This is a genomic window from Streptomyces sp. NPDC001315 (genome assembly GCF_042896175.1).
Classification (GTDB): Bacteria; Actinomycetota; Actinomycetes; order Streptomycetales; family Streptomycetaceae; genus Streptomyces.
Map to the genome: position 1 here is coordinate 1 of NZ_JBIAWZ010000002.1, position 24,613 is coordinate 24,613.

Annotated in this window: 20 protein-coding genes and 2 pseudogenes; 5 read left to right on the forward strand and 17 right to left on the reverse strand. The window is 71.1% G+C overall.

Annotated elements, in window-relative coordinates:
• Positions 1 to 172: pseudogene (locus ACFY16_RS07180) on the reverse strand (methylmalonyl-CoA carboxyltransferase); the annotation flags it as partial.
• Between the two features lie 506 nt (positions 173 to 678).
• Positions 679 to 1,194 carry a hypothetical protein gene (locus tag ACFY16_RS07185; RefSeq protein ID WP_390646117.1) on the reverse strand — a complete coding sequence of 172 codons (516 nt, stop codon included), beginning with the start codon at positions 1,192 to 1,194 and terminating at the stop codon, positions 679 to 681.
• Between the two features lie 283 nt (positions 1,195 to 1,477).
• Here ACFY16_RS07185 and ACFY16_RS07190 point away from each other — a divergent pair, with 283 nt between their 5' ends.
• Positions 1,478 to 2,098: a YceI family protein gene (locus ACFY16_RS07190; protein ID WP_390646118.1), complete on the forward strand. Its 621-nt coding sequence runs from the start codon at positions 1,478 to 1,480 to the stop codon at positions 2,096 to 2,098.
• 303 nt (positions 2,099 to 2,401) lie between these two features.
• On the opposite strand, the gene ACFY16_RS07195 is transcribed toward ACFY16_RS07190, so the two are convergent.
• On the reverse strand, positions 2,402 to 3,214 hold the full coding sequence (locus tag ACFY16_RS07195; RefSeq protein WP_390646119.1) for an ABC transporter permease: 813 nt from the start codon (positions 3,212 to 3,214) through the stop codon (positions 2,402 to 2,404).
• On the reverse strand, positions 3,211 to 3,564 hold the full coding sequence (locus ACFY16_RS07200; protein WP_390646120.1) for a hypothetical protein: 354 nt from the start codon (positions 3,562 to 3,564) through the stop codon (positions 3,211 to 3,213). The genes ACFY16_RS07195 and ACFY16_RS07200 overlap by 4 nt, the downstream gene beginning before the upstream one ends.
• Positions 3,565 to 3,845: 281 nt before the next feature.
• Here ACFY16_RS07200 and ACFY16_RS07205 point away from each other — a divergent pair, with 281 nt between their 5' ends.
• Both ACFY16_RS07205 and ACFY16_RS07210 read left to right on the forward strand, forming a co-directional pair.
• On the forward strand, positions 3,846 to 5,855 hold the full coding sequence (locus ACFY16_RS07205; RefSeq protein ID WP_390646121.1) for a zinc ribbon domain-containing protein: 2,010 nt from the start codon (positions 3,846 to 3,848) through the stop codon (positions 5,853 to 5,855).
• 615 nt (positions 5,856 to 6,470) lie between these two features.
• Positions 6,471 to 6,863: pseudogene (locus tag ACFY16_RS07210) on the forward strand (LuxR C-terminal-related transcriptional regulator); the annotation flags it as partial.
• Positions 6,864 to 6,998: 135 nt separating this feature from the next.
• Here ACFY16_RS07210 and ACFY16_RS07215 read toward each other — a convergent pair.
• Together ACFY16_RS07215 and ACFY16_RS07220 are read right to left on the reverse strand one after the other, a co-directional pair.
• Positions 6,999 to 8,396 carry a hypothetical protein gene (locus ACFY16_RS07215; RefSeq protein WP_390646122.1) on the reverse strand — a complete coding sequence of 466 codons (1,398 nt, stop codon included), beginning with the start codon at positions 8,394 to 8,396 and terminating at the stop codon, positions 6,999 to 7,001.
• Between the two features lie 67 nt (positions 8,397 to 8,463).
• On the reverse strand, positions 8,464 to 11,475 hold the full coding sequence (locus tag ACFY16_RS07220; RefSeq protein WP_390646123.1) for a glycoside hydrolase family 3 N-terminal domain-containing protein: 3,012 nt from the start codon (positions 11,473 to 11,475) through the stop codon (positions 8,464 to 8,466).
• 264 nt (positions 11,476 to 11,739) lie between these two features.
• Here ACFY16_RS07220 and ACFY16_RS07225 point away from each other — a divergent pair, with 264 nt between their 5' ends.
• Positions 11,740 to 11,916: a hypothetical protein gene (locus ACFY16_RS07225; protein WP_390646124.1), complete on the forward strand. Its 177-nt coding sequence runs from the start codon at positions 11,740 to 11,742 to the stop codon at positions 11,914 to 11,916.
• A gap of 8 nt (positions 11,917 to 11,924) precedes the next feature.
• Here ACFY16_RS07225 and cimA read toward each other — a convergent pair whose 3' ends face one another.
• The 9 genes from cimA to ACFY16_RS07270 form a co-directional block, all read right to left on the reverse strand.
• Positions 11,925 to 13,529: a citramalate synthase gene (cimA, locus tag ACFY16_RS07230; protein WP_390646125.1), complete on the reverse strand. Its 1,605-nt coding sequence runs from the start codon at positions 13,527 to 13,529 to the stop codon at positions 11,925 to 11,927.
• Between the two features lie 322 nt (positions 13,530 to 13,851).
• Positions 13,852 to 14,460, reverse strand: a complete 609-nt coding sequence (locus tag ACFY16_RS07235) for a TetR/AcrR family transcriptional regulator (protein ID WP_390646126.1) — start codon at positions 14,458 to 14,460, stop codon at positions 13,852 to 13,854.
• Between the two features lie 18 nt (positions 14,461 to 14,478).
• The gene (locus ACFY16_RS07240) at positions 14,479 to 15,516 is read right to left on the reverse strand and encodes an agmatine/peptidylarginine deiminase (protein ID WP_390646127.1); all 1,038 of its coding nucleotides are present in this window, start codon (positions 15,514 to 15,516) and stop codon (positions 14,479 to 14,481) included.
• Positions 15,517 to 15,565: 49 nt separating this feature from the next.
• Complete coding sequence (locus ACFY16_RS07245; RefSeq protein WP_390646128.1) at positions 15,566 to 17,236, reverse strand: urease subunit alpha; 1,671 nt, start codon at positions 17,234 to 17,236, stop codon at positions 15,566 to 15,568.
• Positions 17,233 to 17,916: an urease subunit gamma gene (gene ureA, locus ACFY16_RS07250; RefSeq protein ID WP_390646129.1), complete on the reverse strand. Its 684-nt coding sequence runs from the start codon at positions 17,914 to 17,916 to the stop codon at positions 17,233 to 17,235. The genes ACFY16_RS07245 and ureA overlap by 4 nt, the downstream gene beginning before the upstream one ends.
• 308 nt (positions 17,917 to 18,224) lie before the next feature.
• Positions 18,225 to 19,316, reverse strand: a complete 1,092-nt coding sequence (locus tag ACFY16_RS07255; protein WP_390646130.1) for a branched-chain amino acid aminotransferase — start codon at positions 19,314 to 19,316, stop codon at positions 18,225 to 18,227.
• A 251-nt stretch (positions 19,317 to 19,567) separates the two neighbouring features.
• The gene (locus ACFY16_RS07260) at positions 19,568 to 20,611 is read right to left on the reverse strand and encodes a 3-isopropylmalate dehydrogenase (RefSeq protein WP_390646131.1); all 1,044 of its coding nucleotides are present in this window, start codon (positions 20,609 to 20,611) and stop codon (positions 19,568 to 19,570) included.
• Between the two features lie 193 nt (positions 20,612 to 20,804).
• Positions 20,805 to 20,936, reverse strand: a complete 132-nt coding sequence (locus tag ACFY16_RS07265; RefSeq protein ID WP_015493350.1) for a hypothetical protein — start codon at positions 20,934 to 20,936, stop codon at positions 20,805 to 20,807.
• Between the two features lie 180 nt (positions 20,937 to 21,116).
• Positions 21,117 to 22,025, reverse strand: coding sequence for a LysR family transcriptional regulator (locus tag ACFY16_RS07270; RefSeq protein WP_390646132.1), 909 nt, complete (start codon positions 22,023 to 22,025; stop codon positions 21,117 to 21,119).
• A 103-nt stretch (positions 22,026 to 22,128) separates the two neighbouring features.
• Between ACFY16_RS07270 and ACFY16_RS07275 the strand changes: the two genes are divergently transcribed.
• Positions 22,129 to 23,124 (forward strand): NADP-dependent oxidoreductase, encoded by a 996-nt coding sequence (locus ACFY16_RS07275; RefSeq protein ID WP_390646133.1) that lies wholly within the window; start codon positions 22,129 to 22,131, stop codon positions 23,122 to 23,124.
• Positions 23,125 to 23,146: 22 nt separating this feature from the next.
• Here ACFY16_RS07275 and ACFY16_RS07280 read toward each other — a convergent pair whose 3' ends face one another.
• Together ACFY16_RS07280 and ACFY16_RS07285 are read right to left on the reverse strand one after the other, a co-directional pair.
• Positions 23,147 to 23,716, reverse strand: a complete 570-nt coding sequence (locus ACFY16_RS07280; RefSeq protein ID WP_390646134.1) for a GNAT family N-acetyltransferase — start codon at positions 23,714 to 23,716, stop codon at positions 23,147 to 23,149.
• Positions 23,717 to 23,740: 24 nt separating this feature from the next.
• Complete coding sequence (locus ACFY16_RS07285; RefSeq protein ID WP_390646135.1) at positions 23,741 to 24,613, reverse strand: alpha/beta fold hydrolase; 873 nt, start codon at positions 24,611 to 24,613, stop codon at positions 23,741 to 23,743.

Genomic DNA, 24,613 nt, shown 5'->3' on the forward strand with positions numbered 1-24,613 from the left:
GGTCCAGGAGCAGCTCGATCCGCTCCCGGGCGGTCAGCTTGCCCTTGGCATGCTGTGCCTCGGTCGCCCTCTCGCTCGGACCCGCCAGCGCCTGCACACGGATCTCGTGGAGTTCGGCGACCCGCCCTCGCGCGTCCGTCGGCTCACCCGTCGTCTCTTCCAAAACGGTCATGTAGTGACCTTACGAAGCCGACCAAGGAAAGCGAGCCGTCCACTCCGTACAGTCTCCGGACCGTTTTCCTGGTACCCCTGAACAGAACCGCGACCCCATGCAGGCGTTCCGACTGCTCAAGGGGCCTGCGGCTTGTAGGGGTCGCACAAACCCAGGGGCTGAGAGCCAGCTCACATTCGTGCGTCGCACATGCCGTCTCCGGAGTGACACGGAGGCGCATACGGCGGCCTGCCGACAGTACCTCGCCGGAGTCGTCGGTCCGGATCACCCGGCGCACGGAACGGTCCCAGACGATCTTCAGCGGTTCACCGCTGCGCGGCGGCGGGAGGCTCGCTCACACAGAGGTTGACCTGCTCCCCCTCCGAGCCGGCGGCGGTGGAGGGTGTCGTACGGGTCGCCCGCGGGGGCGTCCGCGGCGCGAGCCGTGCCGGTCCTCGCGGCGATGACCGCCGCGAGGACCGCCGCGCCGAGGAAGAGTCGGCGCGAGGGAGTCATGTCCGAGCGGCTCAGCAGCCGCCGCAGTTGTAGTACAGGACGTCCCAGTGGCTGCCCTCGTCGGCGTAGATGTTGCCGGCGCCGGACTGGTACTGGGGGGCGCCGTCGCCGCGCAGTCCGATGTAGGTGAAGGAGTTCTTGATGTAGTTCGTCACGCAGGTGTTCTTGCCGTAGTCGAGCTTGTAGCCGTTCCAGTGGGAGTAGGTGCCGGAGGCGTGACCGGTCTCCGTACCACCGGTGATGTTGAGGGCGCAGCCGCTGGCGCTCTTGAGGGTCTGGGCGCCCTGCGCGGTGGCGAGGTTGAGCTGCTCGAAGGACGTACAGGTGGAGTTGTTCCGGTCGGAGCAGCCACCGGAAGAGGACCAGGTGATGCCCACCTGCCGGAACATCGAGGTCGCGGTGGCGTGGCTGATCTTGGTGACGGCGAAGGCGTCGGTAGCGGTGCCGAGGACGGCGACGCCGGGGGCGACGAGGAGGGCGAGCGCGGTGAGGGCGGAGCGGAGCTTGAGCGGTCTCGCGGTCTTCATGGGGACCATGGGAAAACCCTTCCTGCGGATGGCCGTGCTTCCTTCGGGGCGGCTGTGCAGGTGGCGCAGGGAGATGATGCCCGAGGTCTACGCGCGTCCGCCAGAGGGCACCGGACGATTACCCGCCGTAGCCTGGGGAATACGTAGCGGGTGATGTTGAAAACTGAACGGAATAGGTCTACCGTCGGTCCTGTTCACCTCGTTGAAGATTCAACAGAATCCTCCAGAGTCCGTTCCGCGGCTTCGGACGAAACCGCGACCCCCGTCCCCCAAGGAGCACGTCATGGGCATCTTCGGCCGCAAGAGCAGCAACGACACGACCAGCGAGACCACCGCCGCGGCCCCTGCCGCCGTGACCCCGGAGCTGGCCGCGCTGACCGGCGAGTACACGATCGACCCGGCCCACTCCACGTTCGCTTTCGTGGCGCGCCATGCGATGGTCACGAACGTCAAGGGCAAGTTCAACGACTTCACCGGTTCCCTGTACCTGGACGGCAGCGACCCGGCCAAGTCCACGGCGACCATTGACATCACGATGGACAGCGTCGACACCGGCTCCGCCGACCGTGACGGCCACCTGAAGAGCTCGGACTTCTTCCGGACCGATGAGTTCCCGACGATGACCTTCCGCTCCACCAAGGCGGAGGCCCTGGGCGGCGACGACTACCGCATCACCGGTGACCTGAACATCCTCGGCGTCACCAAGCCGCTCACCATCGACCTGGAGTTCAACGGCTCCGCCAAGGACCCCTTCGGCAACGAGCGCCTCGGCTTCGAGGGCAAGGCGGAGATCCTGCGCTCCGAGTGGGGCCTGACGTGGAACGCCGCGCTGGAGACGGGTGGCGTGCTGGTCTCCGACAAGATCAAGCTGAACTTCGACATCTCGGCGATCAAGAACGCGTGAGGTTTGCCGTCCGACGGCTGAACGCCGAGTCCTGAGCGCGCCCGCCCTTCACCCACCCTTGTGGGGAGGGCGGGCGCTCGGCGTATCCGGGTGCCGCCCACCGCGCTGTGCACGAGGAGGGCCGGCCGTGGATCGTTGTTGCCCCAGAAGGCCGCGGCTCTGCCTGAAGCCGAGTGGCCTCGTGGTCAGGGAAGTACGGCCGGGGCTGGACAGGCAGTCCCCGTCGTGGACCTGATCGCTGCGGCTCCGCCACGAGGGGTCCGGGTGCAGTCCCCCCGCCACTTGGAGTGTGTTCGTCCGGCCTTACGCGTCTCGCGCCCCGAGCAGTACCGCCCCCGCCACCAACAACCCCGCCACGTACGCCGCCAACACCCCCAGCCCGGGCCACGGACCGATCGCCAGACGCTCCAGGTTCTTCGTCGCCTGGATCGACAGGCCCGCCGGCATCGGTGCCCAGCGTTGCAGGCGGTGCTGCCATGTGGGGGAGGCGAGGGCGTTCGCCATGAACGGGACGATGTACAGGAGGCCGAGGCCCAGGGTGATCGCGCCGCTTGTGTCTCTGAGCAAGGTTGCCAGGGCCAGGCCCAGCAAGGTCACCAGCATCAGACAGAGGACCGAGCCCGCCGCCGCGCGGAGGGTCGGGCCGTCCGTCAGGGTCGGCAGGGGGTACCCCGTCGACGGCTTGAAGCCGTTCGTCGGGAGGATCAGGCGGGCGAGCCACAGCGACGTGACGATCGCAGCCGCTCCGGCCACCGCCGTCACCGCGGACAGTGTCGTCGCCTTCGCCATCAGCATCCGCCGACGGGCCGGCATCGCGATGAGCGTCGTGCGGATCGTGCCCGTGCCGTACTCCGCCCCCATGGACAGGACGCCGAGGATCAGCGCCGTCGCCTGGCCGAGCCAGACGCCCGTAAGGCTCAGTTTGACCGTGTCCTCGTGGCAGGCCGCGGCCGTCAGGCAGTCGTGGGTGTCCACGGCGGCCGTCGTGGCCGCGCCCATCCCGACGGTCAGGACGACGGTGGCCGTCAGCAGGAGCCAACTGCTCAGCAGCGTACGGAGTTTGGTCCACTCCGCGTGGAGAGGCCTCGGGGAGCCAAGGGAATTCATGGAACTCATACGTCCCTCCTGCGCAGACGCCATCCCGCCAACACCAGCGCCACCGCCACGTACACGCACAGGACCGCCAGGCCGTTTCCGGGCGAGAGGGGGTAACAGCCGCTCTCCGGGAGGCAGTTGCTTTCCACCTGTGGGTAGTGCGTCGCTCCCTGCTGGACCGCGAACGCCGCCGCCGGGGTCAGCCTCAGCATCCAGTCCGCGACCGGGAGCGGCAGGGCGAACGCCAGGATCTGCGGGAGGATGACGAGGACGATGACGATGGTGATGGCGCCGGCGCTGTTGCGGAGGACCGTGCCCAGGGCGAGGGCCAGGACCGCGACCAGGGACAGGAGCAGGGCGCTGCCCACCACCGCGTGCAGGGCGGGATCATGGACGAGCGAGAGGTCAGGGTACGCGGGCGGCTTGAACCCGTTGGACCGCAGGCTGCGTTGGGCGAGCCGAACACGATCGCCGTCGCCGCCAGGCTCAGGTGTTTCCTTTGGAATCCGTAGCGATGCATCGTCTGTTGGTGCGGCGTCGTGTGTCCGGTGCCGGTTTCGGTGTCGTATCTGAGTGCGTGGATCGAATGCGTGACCTTTTCGCGGGAGTGTCGTTGATCGGATGACAGCACCACGGGCGGGAAGGGGAGCCGGTGAGCCGGAAGCTGCCGCTCGGCGAGGGCGAGACGGCCCGGACGGCCTGTGCTCGTGGACTGTTGCGTACGGGCGTGGTGGAGAAGACCGGCGAGGTCCTGTCGGCTGCTGTGCTGGTGCAGCGGGTGGGCTGGGCCGCCGATCTGGTGTCCGGCATGGCGGCCGGACTGCTGGCCGGGCACTGGAACGCCACCGATGTGGATGTCCTGGCTTCGGGTGAGGACGCGGGCGGGCGGACGCTGCCGTCGAACGCGTGGATGGCGCTGCGCCGACTGGGCTGGACGGCCGCTCCGGCCCGGGGCGTGAGGGTCAACGACCGGATCGTGCGCATGGCCCAGGAGCAGGCCGGGCGCGCGCTGCGCTCGGCCCGCTGGCGGGCCGAACTGACCTGCGCGGTGCTTGAGACGTGGCCGGGCGATCCGGGCAGGCGCACCCCTGAGGAGTGGGACCGGGTACGCGAGGCGGTCCCCGGGGGCCGGCATCTCCCCTCGGGTGTGATCCGCTCCCGCACGCGGCAGATCACCGCCTTCGCCACACAGCACGGCCGCCTGCCGGCCGATGTGTTCGAGCTGGAGGCTGCGCCCCGGGCAGCGCGGATGCTGCTGCTGTCGGCGTGCGACGGCCAGCAGGCCACCATCGAACGCGGCGAGGACGACCCGCAGCGGGCGCTGCTGCGCCTGCAGCTGCCCACCCGGCCCGACCCGCGTTCCTACCGGGACTGGACCTGGGTGGCCTGCCCCGTCCCGCTGCCGCCCACCATCCCGCCCGGCGCCGTGCTGCACCTGCCCACCCTGCGCCTCGCGGGCAGCAAGGTACGCGCCGACCTGGCCTACACCCACGCCGTCCCCAGGACCAGCCGTACCGGCCACACCGTGGCGCTCGGCGTGGACTGGGGCCTGAACACCCTGCTGTCCGCGGGCGCCGCCCGGCTGCACGACGACGGGCACATCACCGCGCTCGGGCACGGCGCCCAGTTCCGGGCCACCGGCGTCCTGGCCAGGCAGCACCGCCTGCGGCGCCTGTCGGAGCACCTGCACGCCAAGGCCGACCGGTACCAGCGGCTCATCGACGAGACCACCGGGCATCCGCTCACTGGCAGGCACGAGGTGCTCCGTGAGGAGATCCGCCGTGTCTGCGACCGCAGGTCGAACCTCAACGATGCCCTGGCCCGGGCCGCCGCCCGCTGGACGGTGGACCAGGCCATCGCCGCCCAGGCCACGGTCATCTACCTGGAAGACCTGCGGTCGATGGAAGCGGGCGGCATGGGCCGCACCATGAATACGCGCCTGTCCCAGACGGTGCGCGGCCAGATCGCCGACCGCATCCGGCACCTGGCCGCCGAAGCCGGTATCGCCGTGGTGACCGTCCCGCCGCGCAACACCTCCCGGCACTGCCCCCGTTGCCTGAGCCCGCTGCGGCACCGCAAGGCCCCCGACCGCCCCACCACACCGGGCTGGAAATGGGCCATCTGCCCCGACCGCGCCGGATGCGGCTGGCAGGGCGACCGCGACCACGGCGCCTGGCAGCGCATCGCCGCACGCGGCCTCACCCACCAGGCCAAGACCGTCACCGACCGGCCCACCATGCAGATGATGATCCGCACGGTGGTGGACACACTCGAAACCCAAGCGGTCATCACCCCGCCCGCCGAGACCAGCCGGACCGACCGGTCCAAGACCGGCCCCACCCGGCGCAAAACCACACGCCCCGCGCCCAGGCGACGCAGGGCACCCTCCCCCACCGGCCCCTCGGGCCCGGCGGGCAAGCGTCCGGAGGGACACGCACCAACGGACCGGAGACGGCTGCCCCGCGCAGCCCACCGGCACCAGGGCGAGACAACGATCAGCACACCCTCCCCCAGACTCCGTCCGGGGGGACCCCCATCCAGCCGACACCGGCCACGAGGAGCAACACTGGGCGCAGGCTTCCACCTGCACGCCCACGCCACCCCTCCACGATGGGCACAACCCACGCCAGACGCCATGTCTGACATGGGATCACTAAGCTGATCAGAGACGCTCACCGCGAAGGTCACCGCCCCTGTCACCAGCGCCTTGGCCGCGAGCACCCGCGCACGGCGCGGGCTGGCCGAGAACGTCGTACGGATCAGGCCGCGTTTGTACTCGGAGGTGATGAACAGGGCGCCGAGACAGACCATGAACAGCACGCCCACGAACGCGCCCTGGAAACTCATCTGGACGGTGTCGGGGCCGGTCTCGTCCGGGGCGATGTCGCCCTGGCCGCTGACGGTGTAGACGCCGCCCGAATGCTTGGTGGCGCCGGGCGTCCGGGCCGCGGGGCCGGACACCGGCCCGCTCGGGGCCTTCGGGTCGTTCGGGTCGATGCCTCGCACGTCCGTGCTGGTCCACGTGGTGCCCGCAGTGCCGCCGCTCAAGGCCACGTGGTCGAAGTCCGCCTTGGCCGTGGTGCCGCTCACCCTCTCGCTCGTTCCGCCGAACGAGCGTCGCAGTTCGGTGTGTTGAGGCGTCGTCACGAAGAAGCCCGCCTGGACCGTCCCCGACAGTTCCGGCAGCGCGACCGCGCCCACCTTCGTCCAATGGGTGCCGTCGGTCGACTCATAGCCGGTGAACTGCCCGTCCTTGCGGGTCAGTCGGAGCCGGCGCGTGTACGACGCCCTGGCCGCGGGAGCGAGCGGGTTCCTGTTGAAGGACGTGACCGCCGAGCGGCTCTTCGACGCGGTACGGGTCGTCGCGGCCGGGGAGGCCCTGCTCGCGCCGGCCGTCACCCGGCGGCTGATCGCGGAGTTCGCCCGGCAGCGGCCCAGGACGGCCCCGGCCGACGACGCGCTCGCCGCGCTCACCCCGCGCGAGACCGACGTCCTGCGGCTGCTGGCGGAGGGCCTGTCCAACCCGGAGGTCGCCGAGCGGCTGCACGTCGGCGAGGAGACGGTCAAGACGCACGTCAGCCGGGTCCTGTCCAAGCTCGGACTGCGCGACCGCACCCAGGCCGTCGTCATGGCGTACGAGTCGGGGCTGGTGGTGCCGCGGATGTCGTAGGTCCGCCGGGGGGCGGACTTCCGGGGGCAGACTTCTGGGACACCGCTCGGCCGGACGGAGCACGAGGTGCCGCGGCTCGCCGGACGATCCCCCGGGAGCCGGCGCCGTTCACGCCCGGCGCGTCCGTTCCCGTAGTCAGAACCCGCCGCCGAAGTCCCCGCCGCCCCCGCCGCCGAAGTCGCCTCCTCCCCCACCGTCGCCGAATCCGCCTCCGCCATCGCCGAACCCGCCCCCGAAGTCGCTCGAGTCGAAGTCCGCGCCGGAGAGGTCGCCGCCCTCGTATCCGGCGGCGCCGAAGTCGCCGTAGCCGCTGCCGTAGTCGGCGGCGTAGGACGGCGTGGACATCGCGCTGCCGAGCACGGTGCCGAGGAGGAGGCCGGGGAGGATGCCGCCGCCGAAGTAGCCGCCGGCCCAGGGACCGTAGGCGGGGCCCGCGTCCCAGTAGGGGCGGCGGCCGTACTCGGTGTCGACCTGGCGGATCACCGGGTCGCGGCCGTCGGCCAGCCGGGTACGGTCGGCGGCGCAGACGGGTACCTCGCGGGGCGCGCCGCCGACCGGCGTCCAGGTGGCGTCGGCGACCGAGGGGCCGTGGCGGGGATCGAAGAAGCAGGGCGGGCGGCGTTCGGGCAGTGAGCGGCCCTCACGGCGGGCGGCGAGCTGGGCCAGGGAGAAGCGGCCGTCGTCCAGGGCCTGGGTGACGGCGCGGACGTCCTCCGGTTTCCGCGCCTCCGCCATGTACGTCTTCGCCTGATCGTAGGCGTCCAGCGCGCGCTCGTAGTCCGCTCGCATGGCGTCGTCCGCCCCGGCCTCGGCCGGGTGGAAGTCCAGGCGGTCCAGCTCCTCGCCGAAAGCGGTGATGTCCTCGTCCACCACGACGCGCAGTTTGTCCAGGGCGGCCTGCTGCTCCTCCTCGCGGCGCCGGCGGCTGCGGCGGGCCAGCGCGTACGCGCCCACCCCGCCCGCCACCAGGACGGCGCCCGCAGTGATCAGCGCCGTGGTCGAGCCCCCGTCACCCCCGCCGGAGGAACCCCAGGTCGAGGGCGCCGAACCGCCCATGTTGGTCAGCGCGCGGCCGGTGAAGTCGTCGAGCTGGGTCTTCGCGTCGCTCTCGCCCTGGACACTGGTGACGAGGTTCGCCACCGCTGTGCGCGGCAGGACGGAGGAGTCGGCACGGGCGTCGAAGCGGTCGCCGAGGCGGATCGCGTACAGGCCGGTGATGCCGGTGGCGGTGCGCAGGTCGGTGAAGAGGTTCTGGGTCGGGTAGCCGGCCGGGAGAACCGCGATGAAGAGGGGTTTGTCGGCGTTCTTGATCTGCTTGGTCAGGGCGTTCGCGTCGGCGTCCGACAGCTGGGACGCGGCCGCCGGATCGACGTAGACGGGGCTCTTGCGCAGGGCGTCCGCGACGGCCGAGACGCTGGTGGCGGCCGAGGCGGGCCGGGTGCCCACCCACACCCCGGCGAGGGCGACGAGCACGGCGAGCACAAGGGCCGGCACCAGTCCGGGGAGGCTTCGGGTCCGTACGACGGCCTTCATGGTTCGAAGCTACCCGAAGCCTCCCAAAACTGGTCATTTTTTTCAGGCGGGAGACGCAGTATGTACGTCAGGCCGCCCGGTACGCCTCCGTCAGCTTCTGCACCGCCGCGCCGTACCGGCCGGTCAGGAGCAGATGGTCGGCGTCGGCGAAGGGCTTCGCCACCGCCGCCGTGATGTTCTGCCCCACCTTCTGCTGGACGATCAGCCGCGCCTTGGTGACGAGCGCACGGCCGGCCTCTTCCGCGCCGGCCTTCTCGGCCACGGCGGCTGCGACCCCGAGGGCTTTCAGCGTCGTCCCGCCGCCCTCCGGCGCCTTCGTGAGGGTCGTCAGACCCCAGCCGTACGGGAACTGCGGGTCGTACGCCGAATCGCCGACGTTGACCGGCAGCTGGGCCTCGGACCTGGGCCAGGTGACGGGGAGCTGTCCGGTGAAGGGGCGCGCGCCGTACAGCACGTCCGCCACGCCGGCGCCCTCGGTGCCCGGCAGCCAGGAGGCCACCAGCGCGTCGATGTCGCCGAGCCGGTCGCCGACGAGTTGCGGGCGGCCCGAGACGATCAGCACCGCGCACTTCATGGCCGCGCACACCTTGTCCACGGCGGCCTGGTCGGCGGCCGTCAGTTCCAGGTCGTTGCCGTTGCCGACGTCGCCCACGCCCTCGGCGTACGGGGTCTCCCCGACGACGACCACGCCGACGTCGTAGCCGTCGGTGGGTGCGGAGGCGTCCTTGGAGTAGGTGACGTCGCCGCCGGCCGCGCGCATACCCTGCAGGATCGTCGTCCCCGGGGTGATGTTCCCGGACGAGCCCTGCCAGGTGACCGTCCAGCCGCCGGCCTGGTTGCCGATGTCGTCGGCGTTGGAGCCGGCGACGTAGACCTTCTGCGACTTCTTCAGGGGCAGCACACCGCTCGCGTTCTTCAGCAGCACCTGCGACTCGGCGGCCGCCTGCCGGGCGACGGCACGGTGGGCCGGGGAGCCGATCTGCGCGGCGCCGGTGGTGTCGGCGTAGGGGTGCTCGAAGAGGCCCAGCTCGAACTTCTGGGTGAGGATGCGGGAGACGGCGTCGTCGATGCGCTCCTCGCTGATCCGGCCCGCCTCGGCCTCGTCGACCAGGGTCGAGCTGAAGTCCTTGTACGTGTACGGCACCATCATCATGTCGAGGCCCGCGTTGACCGCCGTGCGGACGTGGGCGGCGTAGTCGCCGGGGAGCTGGTCGATGGCGTTCCAGTCGCTGATGACGAAGCCGTCGAAGCCCATCCGGTCCTTGAGCACTCCGTTGATCATGTCGGCGCGGGCGTGCATCTTCACCGGACCCTGCCCGTCGCCGGCGATGTCGAGCGAGGAGTACGACGGCATGACCGTGCCGATCCCGCGGTCGACGGCCGTCTGGTAGGGGGCGAGGTGGACGGTCTCCAGCTGCTGCCGGGTGACCTTGGTGACGCCCTGGTCGATGGTGTAGGTGCCGGTGGTGGAGGAGCCGTACTCGGTGCCGCCGTCACCGACGAAGTGCTTGGCGGTGGCGAGGACCTTGTCGTTCCGGCTCAGGTCCGCGCCGTTCGCCCGCCCTTGGAGGCCCTGGATGACGGTTTCCATGGAGTCGACGAGGGCCGGATCCTCGCCGAAGGACTCGTAGGAGCGGCCCCAGCGCTCGTCGCGGGTGACGCAGAGGCAGGGGGCGAAGTCCCAGGGGATGCCGGTGGCGCGGACCTCGGCGGCCGTCACCGCGCCCGTCTTCTCGGCGAGTCGGGGGTCGCGGGTCGCGCCGATGCCGATGTTGTGCGGCATGACCGTGGCGCCGACCAGGTTGTTGTGGCCGTGGACCGCGTCGACGCCGTAGATGAGCGGGATCTGGAAGCGGGTCGCCTGGGCCCGGAGCTGGAAGGAGTCGATCATCTTCGCCCAGGCCTCGGGCGTGTTGGGGGTCGGGGTCGAACCGCCTCCGGAGAGCAGCGAGCCGAGGTCGTAGGCGGCGATGTCACCGGGTGCGGTGAGCGCGCCTCGCTCGGCCTGGGTCATCTGGCCGGCCTTCTCCGCCAGGGTCATGCGGGAGAGGAGGTCGGCGACGCGCTTCTTCACCGGCAACCTGCTGTCCAGGTAGGGCAGCCCGTTGGCGTCCACGACGACCTGCGGGGTCTCGGCGGGGGGCTTGGCGCCGGTGACGGTCAGCCTGAGGGGGATCGTCTCGGCGGGTTCGGCGGCCTTGTCCTTGAGGGTGGGGACTTTGATGGTCTGCGTCGTGCCCGAGGCCGTACCGGCCGGGAAGGTGAGGGTTCCGGTGACCGGGGTGTAGTCCTTGCCGGGTTCCGCGGTGCCGCCGGTGGTCTCGTAGGCGACGGTCACCGGTTCGTCGACGGGGGCGGAGCCGGTGGTGGCGACGGTGACCTCGATCGTGGCCGCCCCGCCCTCCTTGACCGGGTGGACGGCGGAGTCGGTGGTGACGGAGGCACGCAGGGACTGGTCGGCCTTGCCGTACAACTCGACCTCGTCCATGGCGAACCGGCCCTCGGCGCCGACGGGGAGCGTGACGGCGTACCCCCACATCCCAGTGAGACCGAGGACGTGGTCGATGCCGCCGACGGGCTGGTAGTCCGTGCGGTACACGAAGTCGCCGAAGGGGATCTCGACCTGTTTCCAGCCGGTCCAGTCGTCGGTGAAGGAGGTCGTCCACAGCTCGGAGGCCTCGCCGTTCGCGCCGCCGTCCTTGATCTCGAAGGCGATCTTCTTACCGTTGTCCTGGCCGTCCCACCAGAAGCGGATGCCCTCGTGGGCGGACCAGTCGTGGGCGGGCTGGTTCGCGGCGAAGTCGTGCGTGAAGCCGCCGTAGCCGCTGATGTCGTACGTCCCGGAGAGCACCTTCTCCCCCTCGGGGGCGTCGGCGCGTTCCTCCAGTGCGAGCGTAGGCGGGTCGTCGCTGTCGCTGCCCCAGGTGAAGATGCCCTCGGCGGGCTGGGAAGCGAAGGGGACCTCGCCCTCGTAGCGGTCGACGGGGGTGGGGGCGGGGTCGTCGGCCGCGCGGGCCGACGACAGCGGCACCAGAGCGGCCAGCAAGGCGGCGGAGACGAGCAGGGCGGTTCTCGGCATAGACCTTCCCTCGACTCTCATGGTTCACTCAGGACTTAGCTCACATCGTGAGTTAACTGTCGGCCCGTAGACCCGTCAAGACGTCACGCCGGACATTCCGACCCGGGTGCGGGCTCAACCCCGACGGGCCGACGACGGCTCGGACTCCGAGCCCGACCTCTCCGGCTGGAGTGTCCCGGCAAGCGGCACGGCACCGACGCCGAGTTCCCGCTGTTCTCGCCCCCGGCGGCCTGGCGGGCACGCACGGCCGGGCAGCAGCGGCCGGTGCCGGCGTACACGTACGAACTCTCCTTCGGGAAGGCCGAGTTCAACTACGAGTACACCGGCATCGTCACCTTCCGCGCCACCGACCTGCACCCGTTGAGGCGAGGCCAGGTCTGGGCCGACGGTCGGGCGATGAGTCTCGGCGAGTTCGAGAGGCTCGCCGAGGACTCCTGCTGAGGCGTCGGCTACTCCGCGGGCTCCACCCCGGCCCGCAGCAGGCCGTACGTGTACGCGTCCTCCAGTGCCTGCCAGGACGCGGCGATGACGTTCTCCGCCACGCCCACCGTGGACCACTCGCCGGCGCCGTCCGACGTCGAGATCAGAACACGCGTCGTGGACTGGGTGCCGTGCTTGCCTTCGAGGATGCGGACCTTGTAGTCCACCAGCTCCAACTGGGCGAGCTGGGGGTAGATCTTCTCCAGGGCCACGCGCAGCGCGCGGTCCAGGGCGTTGACCGGGCCGTTGCCCTCCGCCGTGGCGACGATGCGCTCGCCCTTGGCGTAGAGCTTCACGGTCGCCTCGTTGGCGTGCGTGCCGTCGGGGCGGTCCTCGACGATCGCGCGCCAGGACTCGACCTCGAAGTACTTGCGGGCCTTGCCCTCGGCCTCCGCGCGCAGCAGCAGTTCGAACGACGCGTCCGCCGCCTCGAACGTGTAGCCCTTGAGCTCGCGCTCCTTCACGCGCTCGACCACGCGGCCGACCAGTTCGCGGTCGCCGCTGATGTCGATGCCGAGTTCCTTGCCCTTGAGCTCGACCGAGGCACGGCCCGCCATGTCCGACACCAGCATCCGCATGGTGTTGCCGACCTGCTCGGGCTCGATGTGCTGGTACAGGGCCGGGTCGACCTTGATGGCGGAGGCGTGCAGGCCGCCCTTGTGGGCGAAGGCCGAGACTCCCACGTACGGCTGATGGGTGGCGGGGGTGAGGTTCACCACCTCGGCGATCGCGTGCGAGATGCGGGTCATCTCGCGGAGCGCGCCCTCGGGGAGGACCTTCTTGCCGTACTTCAGTTCCAGGGCCGCCACGACCGGGAACAGGTTGGAGTTTCCTACCCGCTCGCCGTAGCCGTTCGCCGTGCACTGGACGTGGGTCGCGCCCGCGTCGACGGCGGCGAGGGTGTTGGCGACCGCGCACCCCGTGTCGTCCTGGGCGTGGATGCCGAGCCGGGCGCCGGTGTCGGCGAGGACGGTGGCGACGACCGCCTGGATCTGTGCCGGGAGCATGCCGCCGTTGGTGTCGCAGAGCACGACCACGTCGGCGCCGGCCTCGGAGGCGGCGCGGACGACCGCCTTCGCGTACTCCGGGTTCGCTCGGTAGCCGTCGAAGAAGTGCTCGCAGTCGACGAAGACGCGGCGGCCCTGCGACCGGAGGAACGCGACCGTGTCCCGCACCATCTCGAGGTTCTCGTCCAGCGTGGTGCGCAGCGCCAGTTCCACGTGACGGTCGTGGGACTTCGCGACCAGCGTGATCACCTGGGCGCCGGAGTCCAGGAGGGCCTTGACCTGCGGGTCCTCCGATGCCTTCGCGTTCGCCCGGCGGGTGGACCCGAAGGCGACGAGCGTGGCGTGCTGGAAGTCGATCTCCTGCTGCGCGCGGGCGAAGAACTCCGTGTCCCGCGGGTTGGCGCCGGGCCAGCCGCCCTCGATGAAGCCGACGCCGAAGTCGTCCAGGTGCCGTGCGATGGCCAGCTTGTCGGCGACGGTGAGGTTGATGCCCTCCCGCTGGGCGCCGTCGCGCAGGGTGGTGTCGAAGACATGGAACGAGTCGTCGAGCTCGCTGGTTTCCGTCATGGTGTCAAGGCTCCTGTTTTGGATCTCGGTCTACCGGAATAACCGGCTCCACCGTCCCCCCCATGGTCCCTCGCGCTCCCCTCCTGGCTGAAGGTGGGCCAGGAAAACGAAAAACCTCTCGCGGGTGCGAGAGGTCTGCGCGCGGGTCGAGGACACGATGGCCGCCCGTACCTGGTCGTACGTGGCGGTCACTGCGGACCGGCGCGCCTGCTGCCAATAATCGTGGCGAACGAGAGCACGGCGGCAGTCTGGCACAATCCGCCCCTGCACTCACCGTCCGTCTCAGGATGCGAGCGGTTACCTGGTCGACCTGGACAAAGGATCAAGCATCCGGGTGAAGCGCCTCGTCCAGGAACTCCCGCACGTGGCCGAGGACCTGCCCCCGGTCCGTCCCCCGCAGCCCGATCGCCACGTGGATGGAGAAGCCGTCGAGGAGGGCGCGCAGCCGGGCGGCGAAGCGGTCGGCGTCGACCGGGCGGAACTCGCCACGCGAGACACCCTCCGCGATCAGGGCGACCAGGTCGCGGTGCCAGGCGCCCTCGATGGCGGCCTGCCGGTCGCGGGCGTCGTCGTCGGCGTTCTGCGAGCGGTTCCATACCTCCAGCCAGAGGGTCCAGTGCGGGTCGCGGTGGCCGTCGGGGACGTACAGGTCGACGTACGCGTCGAGGCGTTCGCGGGCCGGCGCCGTGCGGGTGAGGAGCCTGCCGCGTTCGGCGCCCAGCCTGCTCTCGCTCCACTCCAGGGTCTGGAGCAGCAGTTCGTCCTTGGAGTGGAAGTAGTAGAGCAGATGGCCGCTGCTCATGCCGACCGCACGGCCGAGCGCCGCCATGGTGAGCTTCTCCAGACCGCGCTCGGCGATCATGTCCATGGCTGCGGCGAGGACCTCCTCGCGCGGCGGCGCGTTCCTGCGCGCACGTGCCGCACCGGCCATCGCTACTCCCACCTGCTCTCAGATCTTCGGCTGCTGCTGGGTGATGCAGTGGATGCCGCCGCCACCGGAGAAGATCGTACGGGCGTCCACCAGCGTCACCGTCCGCTCCGGGAACAGACGGCGGAAGATACCGGCCGCGATCTCGTCGCGCGGGTCGTCGAAGCCGCACAGCACCACACCGCCGTTGCAGAGGTAGTGGTTGATGTAGGAGTAGTCGGCCCAGTGGCCGTCGGCCTCCAGGACGGTCGGCGCGGGTACCTCGACGACTTCCAGACGGCGGCCGCGCGCGTCGGTCTGGGACTTCAGCAGGCCGATGACCTCCTTCGTCACCTCGTGGTCGGGGTGCGCCGGATCGGGCTGGTGGTGCGCGACCACCACGCCCGGGCGGGCGAAGGCGGCGACGATGTCGACATGGCCGAGGGTGCCGAAGCCGTGGGGAGGGTAGTCGCCGGTGAGGCCGCGCGGCAGCCAGATCGCCTTGCGGGTGCCGAGCTGGGCGTGGATCTCCGCCTCCACCTCCGCGCGCGTCCAGTGCGGGTTGCGCTCGGGGCCGAGCTGCACGGTCTCCGTCAGCAGGACGGTGCCCTCGCCGTCGACGTGGATCGCGCCGCCCTCGTTGACGAGCTTCGAGGCGTACGTCCGTGCCCCCGCGAGGTCCGAGACGTACGCGGCGATCTTCGCGTCGTACTCCCAGCGGGCCCAGTCCTGGGCGCCCCAGCCGTTGAACGTCCAGTCGACGGCCGCGAGTTCACCGCGTCCGTCGGTGAGGAAGGTGGGGCCGATGTCGCGCATCCAGGCGTCGTCGAGGTCGCGCTCGACGATCTCGATGCCGGGGCCGAGCAGCGCGGCGGCCCCCACGGCCTGGCCCGGGCCGCACACCACCGTCACCGGCTCGAAGCGGCGGATCGCCCGGGCGACCGACGCCCAGGCCGTACGGGACGCGGCGAGGTCCCCGGGGTCGTCGAAGGTCGGGTTGGGTCCCGGCCACGCCATCCAGGTGCGTTCGTGCGGGGCCCACTCGGCGGGCATGCGGAAGCCGTCGGCGGCAGGGGTCATGGGGAGTCCTTCGCTGAAAAGCGTGACACTTTTCTCGGATGTGTCACAGTTACAGAAAGTAGAGACGGTTGAGGGAGACGGACTCGGCCGGCTCGGAGCGCAGCGGCTCTCCGTCCAGGGTGACCAGGCCGGTGCGCTGGTCGACGTCCACGGATCCCGTACGGGAGTTGAGGCGCAGGTCGGCCGGGCCGATACCGCGGGTGCCGCCCACGGCGACCCTGCGTCGGCGGGTCGGCATCCTGTCGTTGCCCTGGTCGAGGGCGGCCCGGGCGACGAAGGCGACCGAGATGTCGGCGGGTGTCGTGCCGTGCGCGCCGAACTGCGGGCCCAGTACCAGGGGTTCGCAGGTGTCGGTGGCCGCGTTGGGGTCGCCGACCACGCCGTACGCCGGGAAGCCGGACTTGAGGACGAGCTGCGGCTTGGCGCCGAAGTACTCCGGCCGCCACAGCACGATGTCGGCGAGCTTGCCCTCCTCGATCGAGCCGACCTCGTGCGCGAGGCCGTGCGCGATGGCGGGGTTGATGGTCAGCTTGGCGATGTAGCGCAGGACCCGTTCGTTGTCGTGGTCCTCGGGGGCGCCGAACTCGGCCTTCATCTTCCCGGCCATCGCGAACGTACGGCGCACGGTCTCCCCCGCGCGTCCCATGCCCTGCGCGTCCGACGAGGTGATGCCGATCGCGCCCAGGTCGTGCAGCACGTCCTCGGCGCCCATGGTCCCGGCGCGGATGCGGTCGCGGGCCATGGCGGCGTCGCCGGGCAGGTCGGTCTTGAGGTCGTGGACGGAGACGATCATGCCGTAGTGCTCGGCGACCGCGTCCCGGCCGAAGGGGAGGGTGGGGTTCGTGGAGGAGCCGATGACGTTCGCGACTCCCGCCATCTTCAGCACGTTCGGCACATGACCGCCGCCGCAGCCCTCGATGTGGAAGGCGTGGATGGTGCGGCCCTCCAGGACCCGGAGGGTGTCCTCGACCGACAGGCACTCGTTCAGCCCGTCGCTGTGCAGGGCGACCTGGACGTCGTGCTCCTCGGCGACACGCAGCGCGGTGTCCAGCGCCCGCGTATGGGCGCCCATGTCCTCGTGCACCTTGAAGCCGGACGCGCCGCCCTCGGCGAGGGCTTCGATCAGGGGTGCCTGGTCGGAGGAGGAACCCCGGCCCAGGAAGCCGATGTTGACCGGCCAGGCGTCGAACGCGTTGAACGCGTGCCGCAGCGCCCACGGCGAGTTGACGCCGACGCCCCACACCGGCCCGAACTCCTGCCCGATGATCGTGGTCACGCCGGAGGCGAGCGAGGCCTCCATGATGCGCGGGGACAGCAGGTGGACATGCGTGTCGACGGCCCCGGCCGTGGCGATGAGCCCCTCGCCGGACACGATCGACGTGCCCGTGCCGACGACGACGTCGACCCCGTCGAGAGTGTCGGGGTTCCCGGCCCGCCCGATCGCGCAGATCCGGCCTTCCCTGATACCGATGGAGACCTTCCGGATCCCCTGCACGGCGTCGATCACGACGACGTTGCTGATCACGACGTCACACGTCTCGCGGACGGCGGCCGCCTTGAGATGGAGGCCGTCACGGGCGGTCTTGCCGAAGCCGGCGAGGAACTCGTCGCCGTACTTCTGGGCGTCGGACTCGACGCGGACGGTCAGCCCGGAGTCGCCGAGGCGGACCCGGTCGCCGGCCCGCGGGCCGTGGATGGCGGCGTACTCGTACGGGTTCATGCCTGTGCTCCCAGATATCCGCAGGCGGCGGCCCTGCGTATGGCCTCTTCCCGCGCCCCCGGCGCGTCCAGCGCCCCGTCGACCAGACCGGCGAAGCCGATCGCGATCCGGTCGCCCCCGATCGGCACGAGCCCGACCTCGGCGCTCTCCCCCGGACCGAAGCGCACCGAGGAACCGGCCGGGACCGCCAGCCGCATTCCGTAGGCCTTCCGGCGTGCGAAGTCGAGTCGCGGGTTGGCCTCGAAGAAGTGGAAGTGGGAGGTGACGGAGACCGGTACGGCCGCGGTGTTGGTGACCGTCAGCCGTACGACCGCCTCGGGCTCGGCGTGCTCGGGTCCCGGCAGCAGCGCGCCCGGTGCCCGGTCGCCCAGCCCGCCTCCCCCGATCGGATCGCTGACGACCGCGAGGCGCGAGCCGTCGTCGAAGACGGCCTCGACGTGCACCTCGGTGACCACGTCGGCGACGCCCGGCAGCACGTCGTGCGGGCCGAGCACGGACCGGGCGGCGGCGATGGCCTCCGCGAGCCGCTTCCCGTCCCGGGCGGCCTCGCACACGGTGTCCGCGATGAGCGCGGTCGCCTCCGGCACGTTCAGCCTCAGGCCGCGGGCGCGGCGGGCGCGGGCCAGTTCGGCGGCTCCGAACAGCAGCAGCCGGTCACGTTCGGTGGGTGTCAGTCTCATGACGCGGCACCTCCTTGCCTTCCTCGCGTTAGAGCATCACTCTAAGCCCTGGGTTCGCGCAACCGAAACGTTGAAGCCCCACCTTCGAACGCGTCACATTGAACGCTGCTCAAACAATAGGAGAGCCCGAACGCCGTTCGAAGGAGACCAGCCATGCTGCTGTCGCTGACGGGCGGGGTGGACCGCAGCTTCCTGCTCTCGGGGGTGGTGGGCGGGGTGGTGTACCTGGTGTGGACCGCCGGGGCGGTACGCGACAGGGCCGCCGCGGACACGGAGTCCGGGGCGGCCCTGTCGGGTGCTCGCGAGGCTCAGGCCAGCTCGTGCATCCAGCCGTGCTTGTCCTCGGCCTTGCCGCGCTGGATGTCCAGCAGGGCCTGGCGCAGCTTCAGGGTGACCTCGCCGGGCTCACCACCCGACTGCTGCCACTCGGCGCCGGTGCTGCGCTTGACCGTGCCGACCGGCGTGATCACGGCGGCGGTGCCGCAGGCGAAGACCTCGGTAAGAGTGCCGTTCTCCGAGTCGCGCTGCCACTGGTCGACGGAGACGCGGCCCTCCTCGGCCTCGTAGCCGAGGTCACGGGCGACGGCCAGGAGGGAGTCACGCGTGACGCCCTCCAGGATCGAGCCGGTGAGGGTCGGGGTGACGATTTTGTCGCCGTACACGAAGTACAGGTTCATGCCGCCGAGTTCCTCGACCCACTTGTGCTCGACCGCGTCGAGGTAGCAGACCTGGTCGCACCCCTTGGCGGCGGCCTCGGCCTGGGCGAGCAGGGAGGCCGCGTAGTTGCCGCCGGTCTTGGCGTCGCCCATGCCGCCCGGGACGGCGCGGACGCGGTCCTCGGAGGCCCAGATGGAGACCGGCTTGACCCCGCCGGGGAAGTAGGCGCCGGCCGGGGAGGCGATGACGATGAACAAGTACTCGTTGGCGGGCTTCACGCCCAGGCCGACCTCGGTCGCGATCATGAAGGGGCGCAGGTAGAGGGACTCCTCGCCGCCGTGCGCGGGCACCCAGTCCTTGTCCTGCTGGACCAGGAGGTCGCACGCCTCGATGAAGGTCTCGACCGGCAGCTCGGGCATCGCGAGGCGGCGGGCGGAGCGCTGGAAGCGCTTGGCGTTCTGGTCCGGGCGGAAGGTGGCGACGGAGCCGTCGGGGCGGCGGTAGGCCTTCAGGCCCTCGAAGATCTCCTGGGCGTAGTGCAGGACGTTGGTGGCCGGGTCGAGCGGGATCGCCGCGTACGGAACGAGTTGGCCGTCGTGCCAGCCCCGGCCCTCGGTCCACTTGATCGTCACCATGTGGTCGGTGAAGTGGCGGCCGAACCCGGGGGCCGCCAGGATCGCGTCGCGCTCCCTGGCGGAGAGGGGGTTGGCGGACGGCTTCAGCTCGATCGTGGGCGTCGTCATGAGTAGGTGTCCTTCACCGGTTGTAGTGACGGGCCGCGCTCACGCCCGCACGGCCGGTGGCCAGTGCTAGGACGTCCGAGCATTCCCTCATACCGCGGCTCCGCGTTCGATTATCGCGCGGGGCCCGCGGCGGAAGAAAACGGGGTGAATGCGGCCCAGTGGTTGATGGTGGCACCCGGCGAGGCATACGAAAAGCCGCCGGGTGCGGATGCGACCCGGCGGCTTCGAAAGAGTTCGAGGTGCGCGGCGGGTCAGCCGGCTACTCGTACGGAGAGCGCGTCACCGATCTCGGTGGTGCTGCGGGCGGGCAGCGCACCGCGCTCCGCGAGGTCGGCGGAGACCGCGTCCTCGATCCGGGTCGCCTCGGCCTCGTAGCCGAGGTGGCGCAGGAGGAGGGCGACGGACAGGACCGTGGCGGTGGGGTCGGCCTTGCCCTGGCCCGCGATGTCCGGGGCCGAGCCGTGGACCGGCTCGAACATGGACGGGAAGTCGCCGGACGGGTTGATGTTCCCGCTCGCGGCGACGCCGATGCCGCCGGAGACGGCCGCGGCGAGGTCGGTGACGATGTCACCGAAGAGGTTGTCGGTGACGATGACGTCGAACCGCTCGGGCTGCGTGACCAGGTAGATGGTGGCCGCGTCCACGTGCATGTACTCGGTGGTGACCTCGGGGAACTCCGCGGCCACCTTGTTGAAGATGTTGGTCCACAGGTGACCGGCGAAGGTCAGCACGTTGTTCTTGTGGATCAGCGCGAGCTTCTTGCGCGGGCGGGCCTGAGCGCGGGCGAAGGCGTCGCGGACCACGCGCTCGACACCGAAGGCCGTGTTCACCGAGACCTCGGTGGCGACCTCGTGCTCGGTGCCCTTGCGGATGGTGCCGCCGTTGCCGGTGTACGGACCCTCGGTGCCCTCACGGACCACGACGAAGTCGATCTGCGGCTGGCCGGCGAGCGGGGTGGCCACGCCCGGGAGCAGCTTCGACGGACGCAGGTTGACGTGGTGGTCGAAGGCGAAGCGGAGCTTGAGCAGGAAGCCGCGCTCCAGGACGCCGGACGGCACCGACGGATCGCCGATCGCGCCGAGCAGGATGGCGTCGTGCTTCTTGAGGTCGTCGAGGTCGGCGTCGGTGAGGGTCTCGCCGGTGGCGAGGTACCGCCTGGCGCCGAAGTCGTACTCCTTGGTCTCCAGCTTCACATCCTGCGGAAGGACTGCGGAGAGGACCTTGAGACCCTCGGCCACGACCTCCTGGCCGATGCCGTCACCGGGAATCACTGCGAGATTGATGCTGCGAGACATGTCCGGCACCCTACTCCTCGTCCCATGGAATGACACGGACTGTCCGCCATACGGACATTCCGTTGGAGGGTCAGGAGCCGCTCGACTTCGACCATGTCGAGGTGCGGCGCGGGGCGCGGGCCCCGCACCGCACCCCGGCGGGTGCGGCTCCCGGTATCAGGGGTTCAGCGCAGGTTCAGGGCAGGAGTTCGACTCAGTGGCCGGTCTCGCCGCCGTTGTCGCGACGGTCGAGGGCGCGCTGGAGAGCGGCGGCGGCGTTCTTGCGGTCGGACTCGCTCGTACGGGAGACGTGACGGACTCGGCGGCGGACGGTCGTCTCGGCCATGGGAAATCGACTCCTTCGGAACCGGGAGCGCGGAACGGGTTACGAGACGCCGGATGGGGCGGGGAGCGGAGCGGCAGGGGTTGCCTGCACGGGGCCCGGCTCACGACCGCCATTCGCTGGATCGAGCGAGACGTTCGGCTCCTACAAAGCTAAGCGAGGAGCGCGCTCCTGTCTCTACAATTACTCGGACTTCCTACTATCTGAGACGGCGGCTGCCGGACGACGGGCCCGCAGCTCTCTGACCAGGGCGCGCACGGCCGCCGTGGCGGCGAGTTCGGGGGTGGTGACGTAGCCCACCTGGCGGGTAGGGCGTTCGGTTCCGAGGTCGGTGATCCCGACCGAGAGCGGTGCTCCGGTGAGGGAGAGCGCGGGCATGATGGCCATGCCGAGACCGCTGCTCACCATCGAGAGCACCGCTCCGTCGTCCTCGGCGCGCACGGTCGCCGCGGGGATCCAGTCCTGCGCCGCCCACCACTGGCGCGTGTAGGAGGAGCAGTTCTCGGTCCAGTCGACCAGGGGCAGGGCGCGCGGGTCCGGGTGACCGGCCGGGTGCACCAGGGCGTACGGCTCCTCCAGCAGTACGTCGCCGATCAGTTGCGGCGGGATCGGTGAGCTGGTCCCCATGGTGGCGATCCCCAGGTCGGCCCGCCCCGCGGTCACCTCGCCCGCCGCACCGGTGCCCACCTCGCGCACCACGGTGACTTCCGCCTCGATCCCCGGGTGCCGTGCGGCGAGCCGCTCCAGCACGGGCGGCAACAGGTACAGGGCGGCACTGCGGAAGGCGGCGATCCGCAACGGCCCGGCGACCTCCCCGGCCCCCACGCCCCGCGTCTCGGCGACCAGCACCTCCAGCATCCGCAGGACCCGACGGGCGTGGGCCACGGCCCGGGTACCGGCGGCGGTGGGCCGGGCGCCGTACCGTCCCCGCTCGAACAGCACGACGCCCAGTTTGCGTTCGATGCCGCGCACCGCGTGCGAGACCGCGGACTGGGTGGTCCCGAGCCGGCCGGCCGCCGCCGAGAAGCCTCCCTCGCCGGCCACCGCCACCAGGGTCCGCAACTCCTGCGGCGCAAGATCGACCGTGTCCACGCGAGGCTCCCACCTGCCACTATGAGGGCGCTTCATGGATCGCCCCGTTCCATGACCGCAACCCCCTGCCCACCCCGCGCATTCCTCCCTACGGTCCCGTCCCATGACCGACACCGCGCTCACCGTGCACCAGACCGCCCGCCCGGCCGGCTTTCCCACCCCCGCCCACTTCCGCTTCGCCGAGTCCCCCGTCCCCGAACCGGCCGCCGGCACGGCCCTGGTCGAGAACCTCTACTGGTCCGTCGACCCGTACCACCGCGAAATGATGGACGGTGACTTCGAGTTGGACGCCCCGCTGGAGGGCCGCACGCTCGGCCGGATCATCGCCTCGCGCGACCCGGCCCTCCCGGAGGGCGAGATCGTCTTCCACCGCCGGGGCTGGCGCACCCACGCGGTCGTCCGTCCCGAGGAGGTCAGGCGCCTCCCCCAGCACGACGGGGTGCCGCTGTCCGCGTACCTGAGCGTGCTCGGCGGTACGGGCCTGACGGCGTACGTCGGCCTCACCCGGATCGCCCGGCTGCGCGAGGGCGACGACCTGTTCGTCTCGGCCGCGGCCGGCGGGGTCGGCACCGCGACCGGCCGGTTCGCCCGGCTGCTGGGCGCCTGCCGGCTGGTCGGCAGCGCGGGCACGGCGGCCAAGGTCCGTCACCTGACCGAACAGGTCGGCTACGACGCGGCCTTCGACTACCACGAGGGCCGGGTCTCCGACCTCCTCGCCGAGGCCGCCCCCAGTGGCATCGACGTGTTCGTCGACAACGTGGGCGGCGACCATCTCGGCGCGGCGATCGGCGCGCTACGGGAGCGCGGGCGGGTGGTGCGGATCGGCACGGTCGGGCAGTACAACACGCCGGACGCACCGCCGGTGCTCTTCAACCACGCCGACGTGGTGGAGAAGAGTCTCCGCATCGAGGGTTTCCTCGTACGCGACTACGTCGACGTGCAGGAGGAGTTGTACGAGTTCGCCGTACCGCATCTGCTGAGCGGGGCCCTGGCGCTCGACGAGACGGTGGTGGAGGGCTTCGAGCGGATCGTGGAGGCGTTCCTGTCGATGCTGCGGGGCGGCAACACGGGCAAGATCCTGGTGCGGGCCACTACCTGACGGCCGTCGTTCTGACGAGCCGTCACAGTACGTCGCCGTCCCGCCAGTCGAAGACCAGCTCGTGGGTGGAGTCGAGCGGGCCGGCGAGCGCGGGGCGTACGAAGGTGCTGCCCTCCTCCTCCGGCAGGCGCACCACGCCGTCCGGGCCGTGGGCGGCGACCCGGCCCGCCCACACCTGCCAGCCGCGTGCCGCGTACAGGCGTGCCCCGGCGTCGCTCGCCGAGAGCGCGCCGACGTCGTAGGCGCGGTCGACCACCCGTTCCAGGGCGCCCATGACCCGGCCGCCCAGGCCGGTCCGGCGCGCGTCGGACCGTACGGCGACGGCCTCCACGTACCCCATCCGCAGCCAGCGGCCCCGGTACCGCGCCCGCCGCATGATCACCGCCCCGTGGGCCGCGAGCCCGGCCCCGTCGTACACCAGGGCGTGCACACCGCCGAGGCAGTGGTCGTAGTCCTCGTCGCCGAAGTCGCCGTCGAAGGCGGCGTCCAGGAGATCGCGGACAGCCCGGAGGCCGGCGGGGGCGAGGTCGGCGGTGTGGGCGATGCGAAGACGTGGGGCGCGGAGCGAGGGAATGCGGGTGCGCGGGGTCACCGCAGCAGTATCCCGCTCACCCGCTCAGAGCGCCCTCGCCACCGCCTCCCGGAAGCCTTTCGGGTCCTCGGTCCATACCATGTGCCCGGCCTCCGGAAGGGTCACCCTGCGTACGTTCGGCAGCGCGCGTTCCAGGGAGTCCACGGCGGCGCGGGGCCGGATGTCCCGGGCTCCGTCGACGATCGTCACGGGTACGTCCAGGGAGCGACAGGCGGCGTACAGCTCCGGAGTGCCCCACACGCGCCTCCGCTCGGCGTTGAGGGCCTTGTTGCACTCGTCGTTGATCGCGAACCACGGGTCGGCCATCCGTCCGGCGTGCTCCAGCGCCCGCTCGCGCTCCTCGAACTCGACCGACCACTGGAGTACGGCCCGTTCCCGGTCCTCCTCCTCGGTCCGCCGCGGACGTTCGGTCAACTCCTGCCAGCGGGAGAGCCGTTCGGGGTGGTCGCCGAGCCGGGCACGGAAGTTCTCCACGAAGGCGTCGTGCCAGTCGGCGTCCGGCCCGATGCCCGTCCCGGCCACGTAGACCAGCGCGCTCACCCGCTCCGGATGCGCGAGCGCGTAACTCAGTGCCAGCTGCGCGCCCCAGGAGTGGCCGAGCAGCGCCACGCGGTCGAGCGCGAAGTGCCGTCGTACGGCGTCCAGGTCGGCCACGAACCGCTCGCTCGTCCACGGCCCCGCGCACCGCCGCGACCGCCCGCACCCGCGCTGGTCCCAGCGGACCACCGTGGCCAGGTCGGCGAGCAGTCCGGCCGCGTCGCCGAACATGTCCCACAGACCGGGGCCGCCGTGGCACAGCACCAGCGGCTCGCCCGCGCCCGACCGCGACGCCCACAGGGCCACCCCGTCGTCGGCCGTGACGGTCACCGTCTCCGTCTCGCTCTCCGTCCAGGTCAT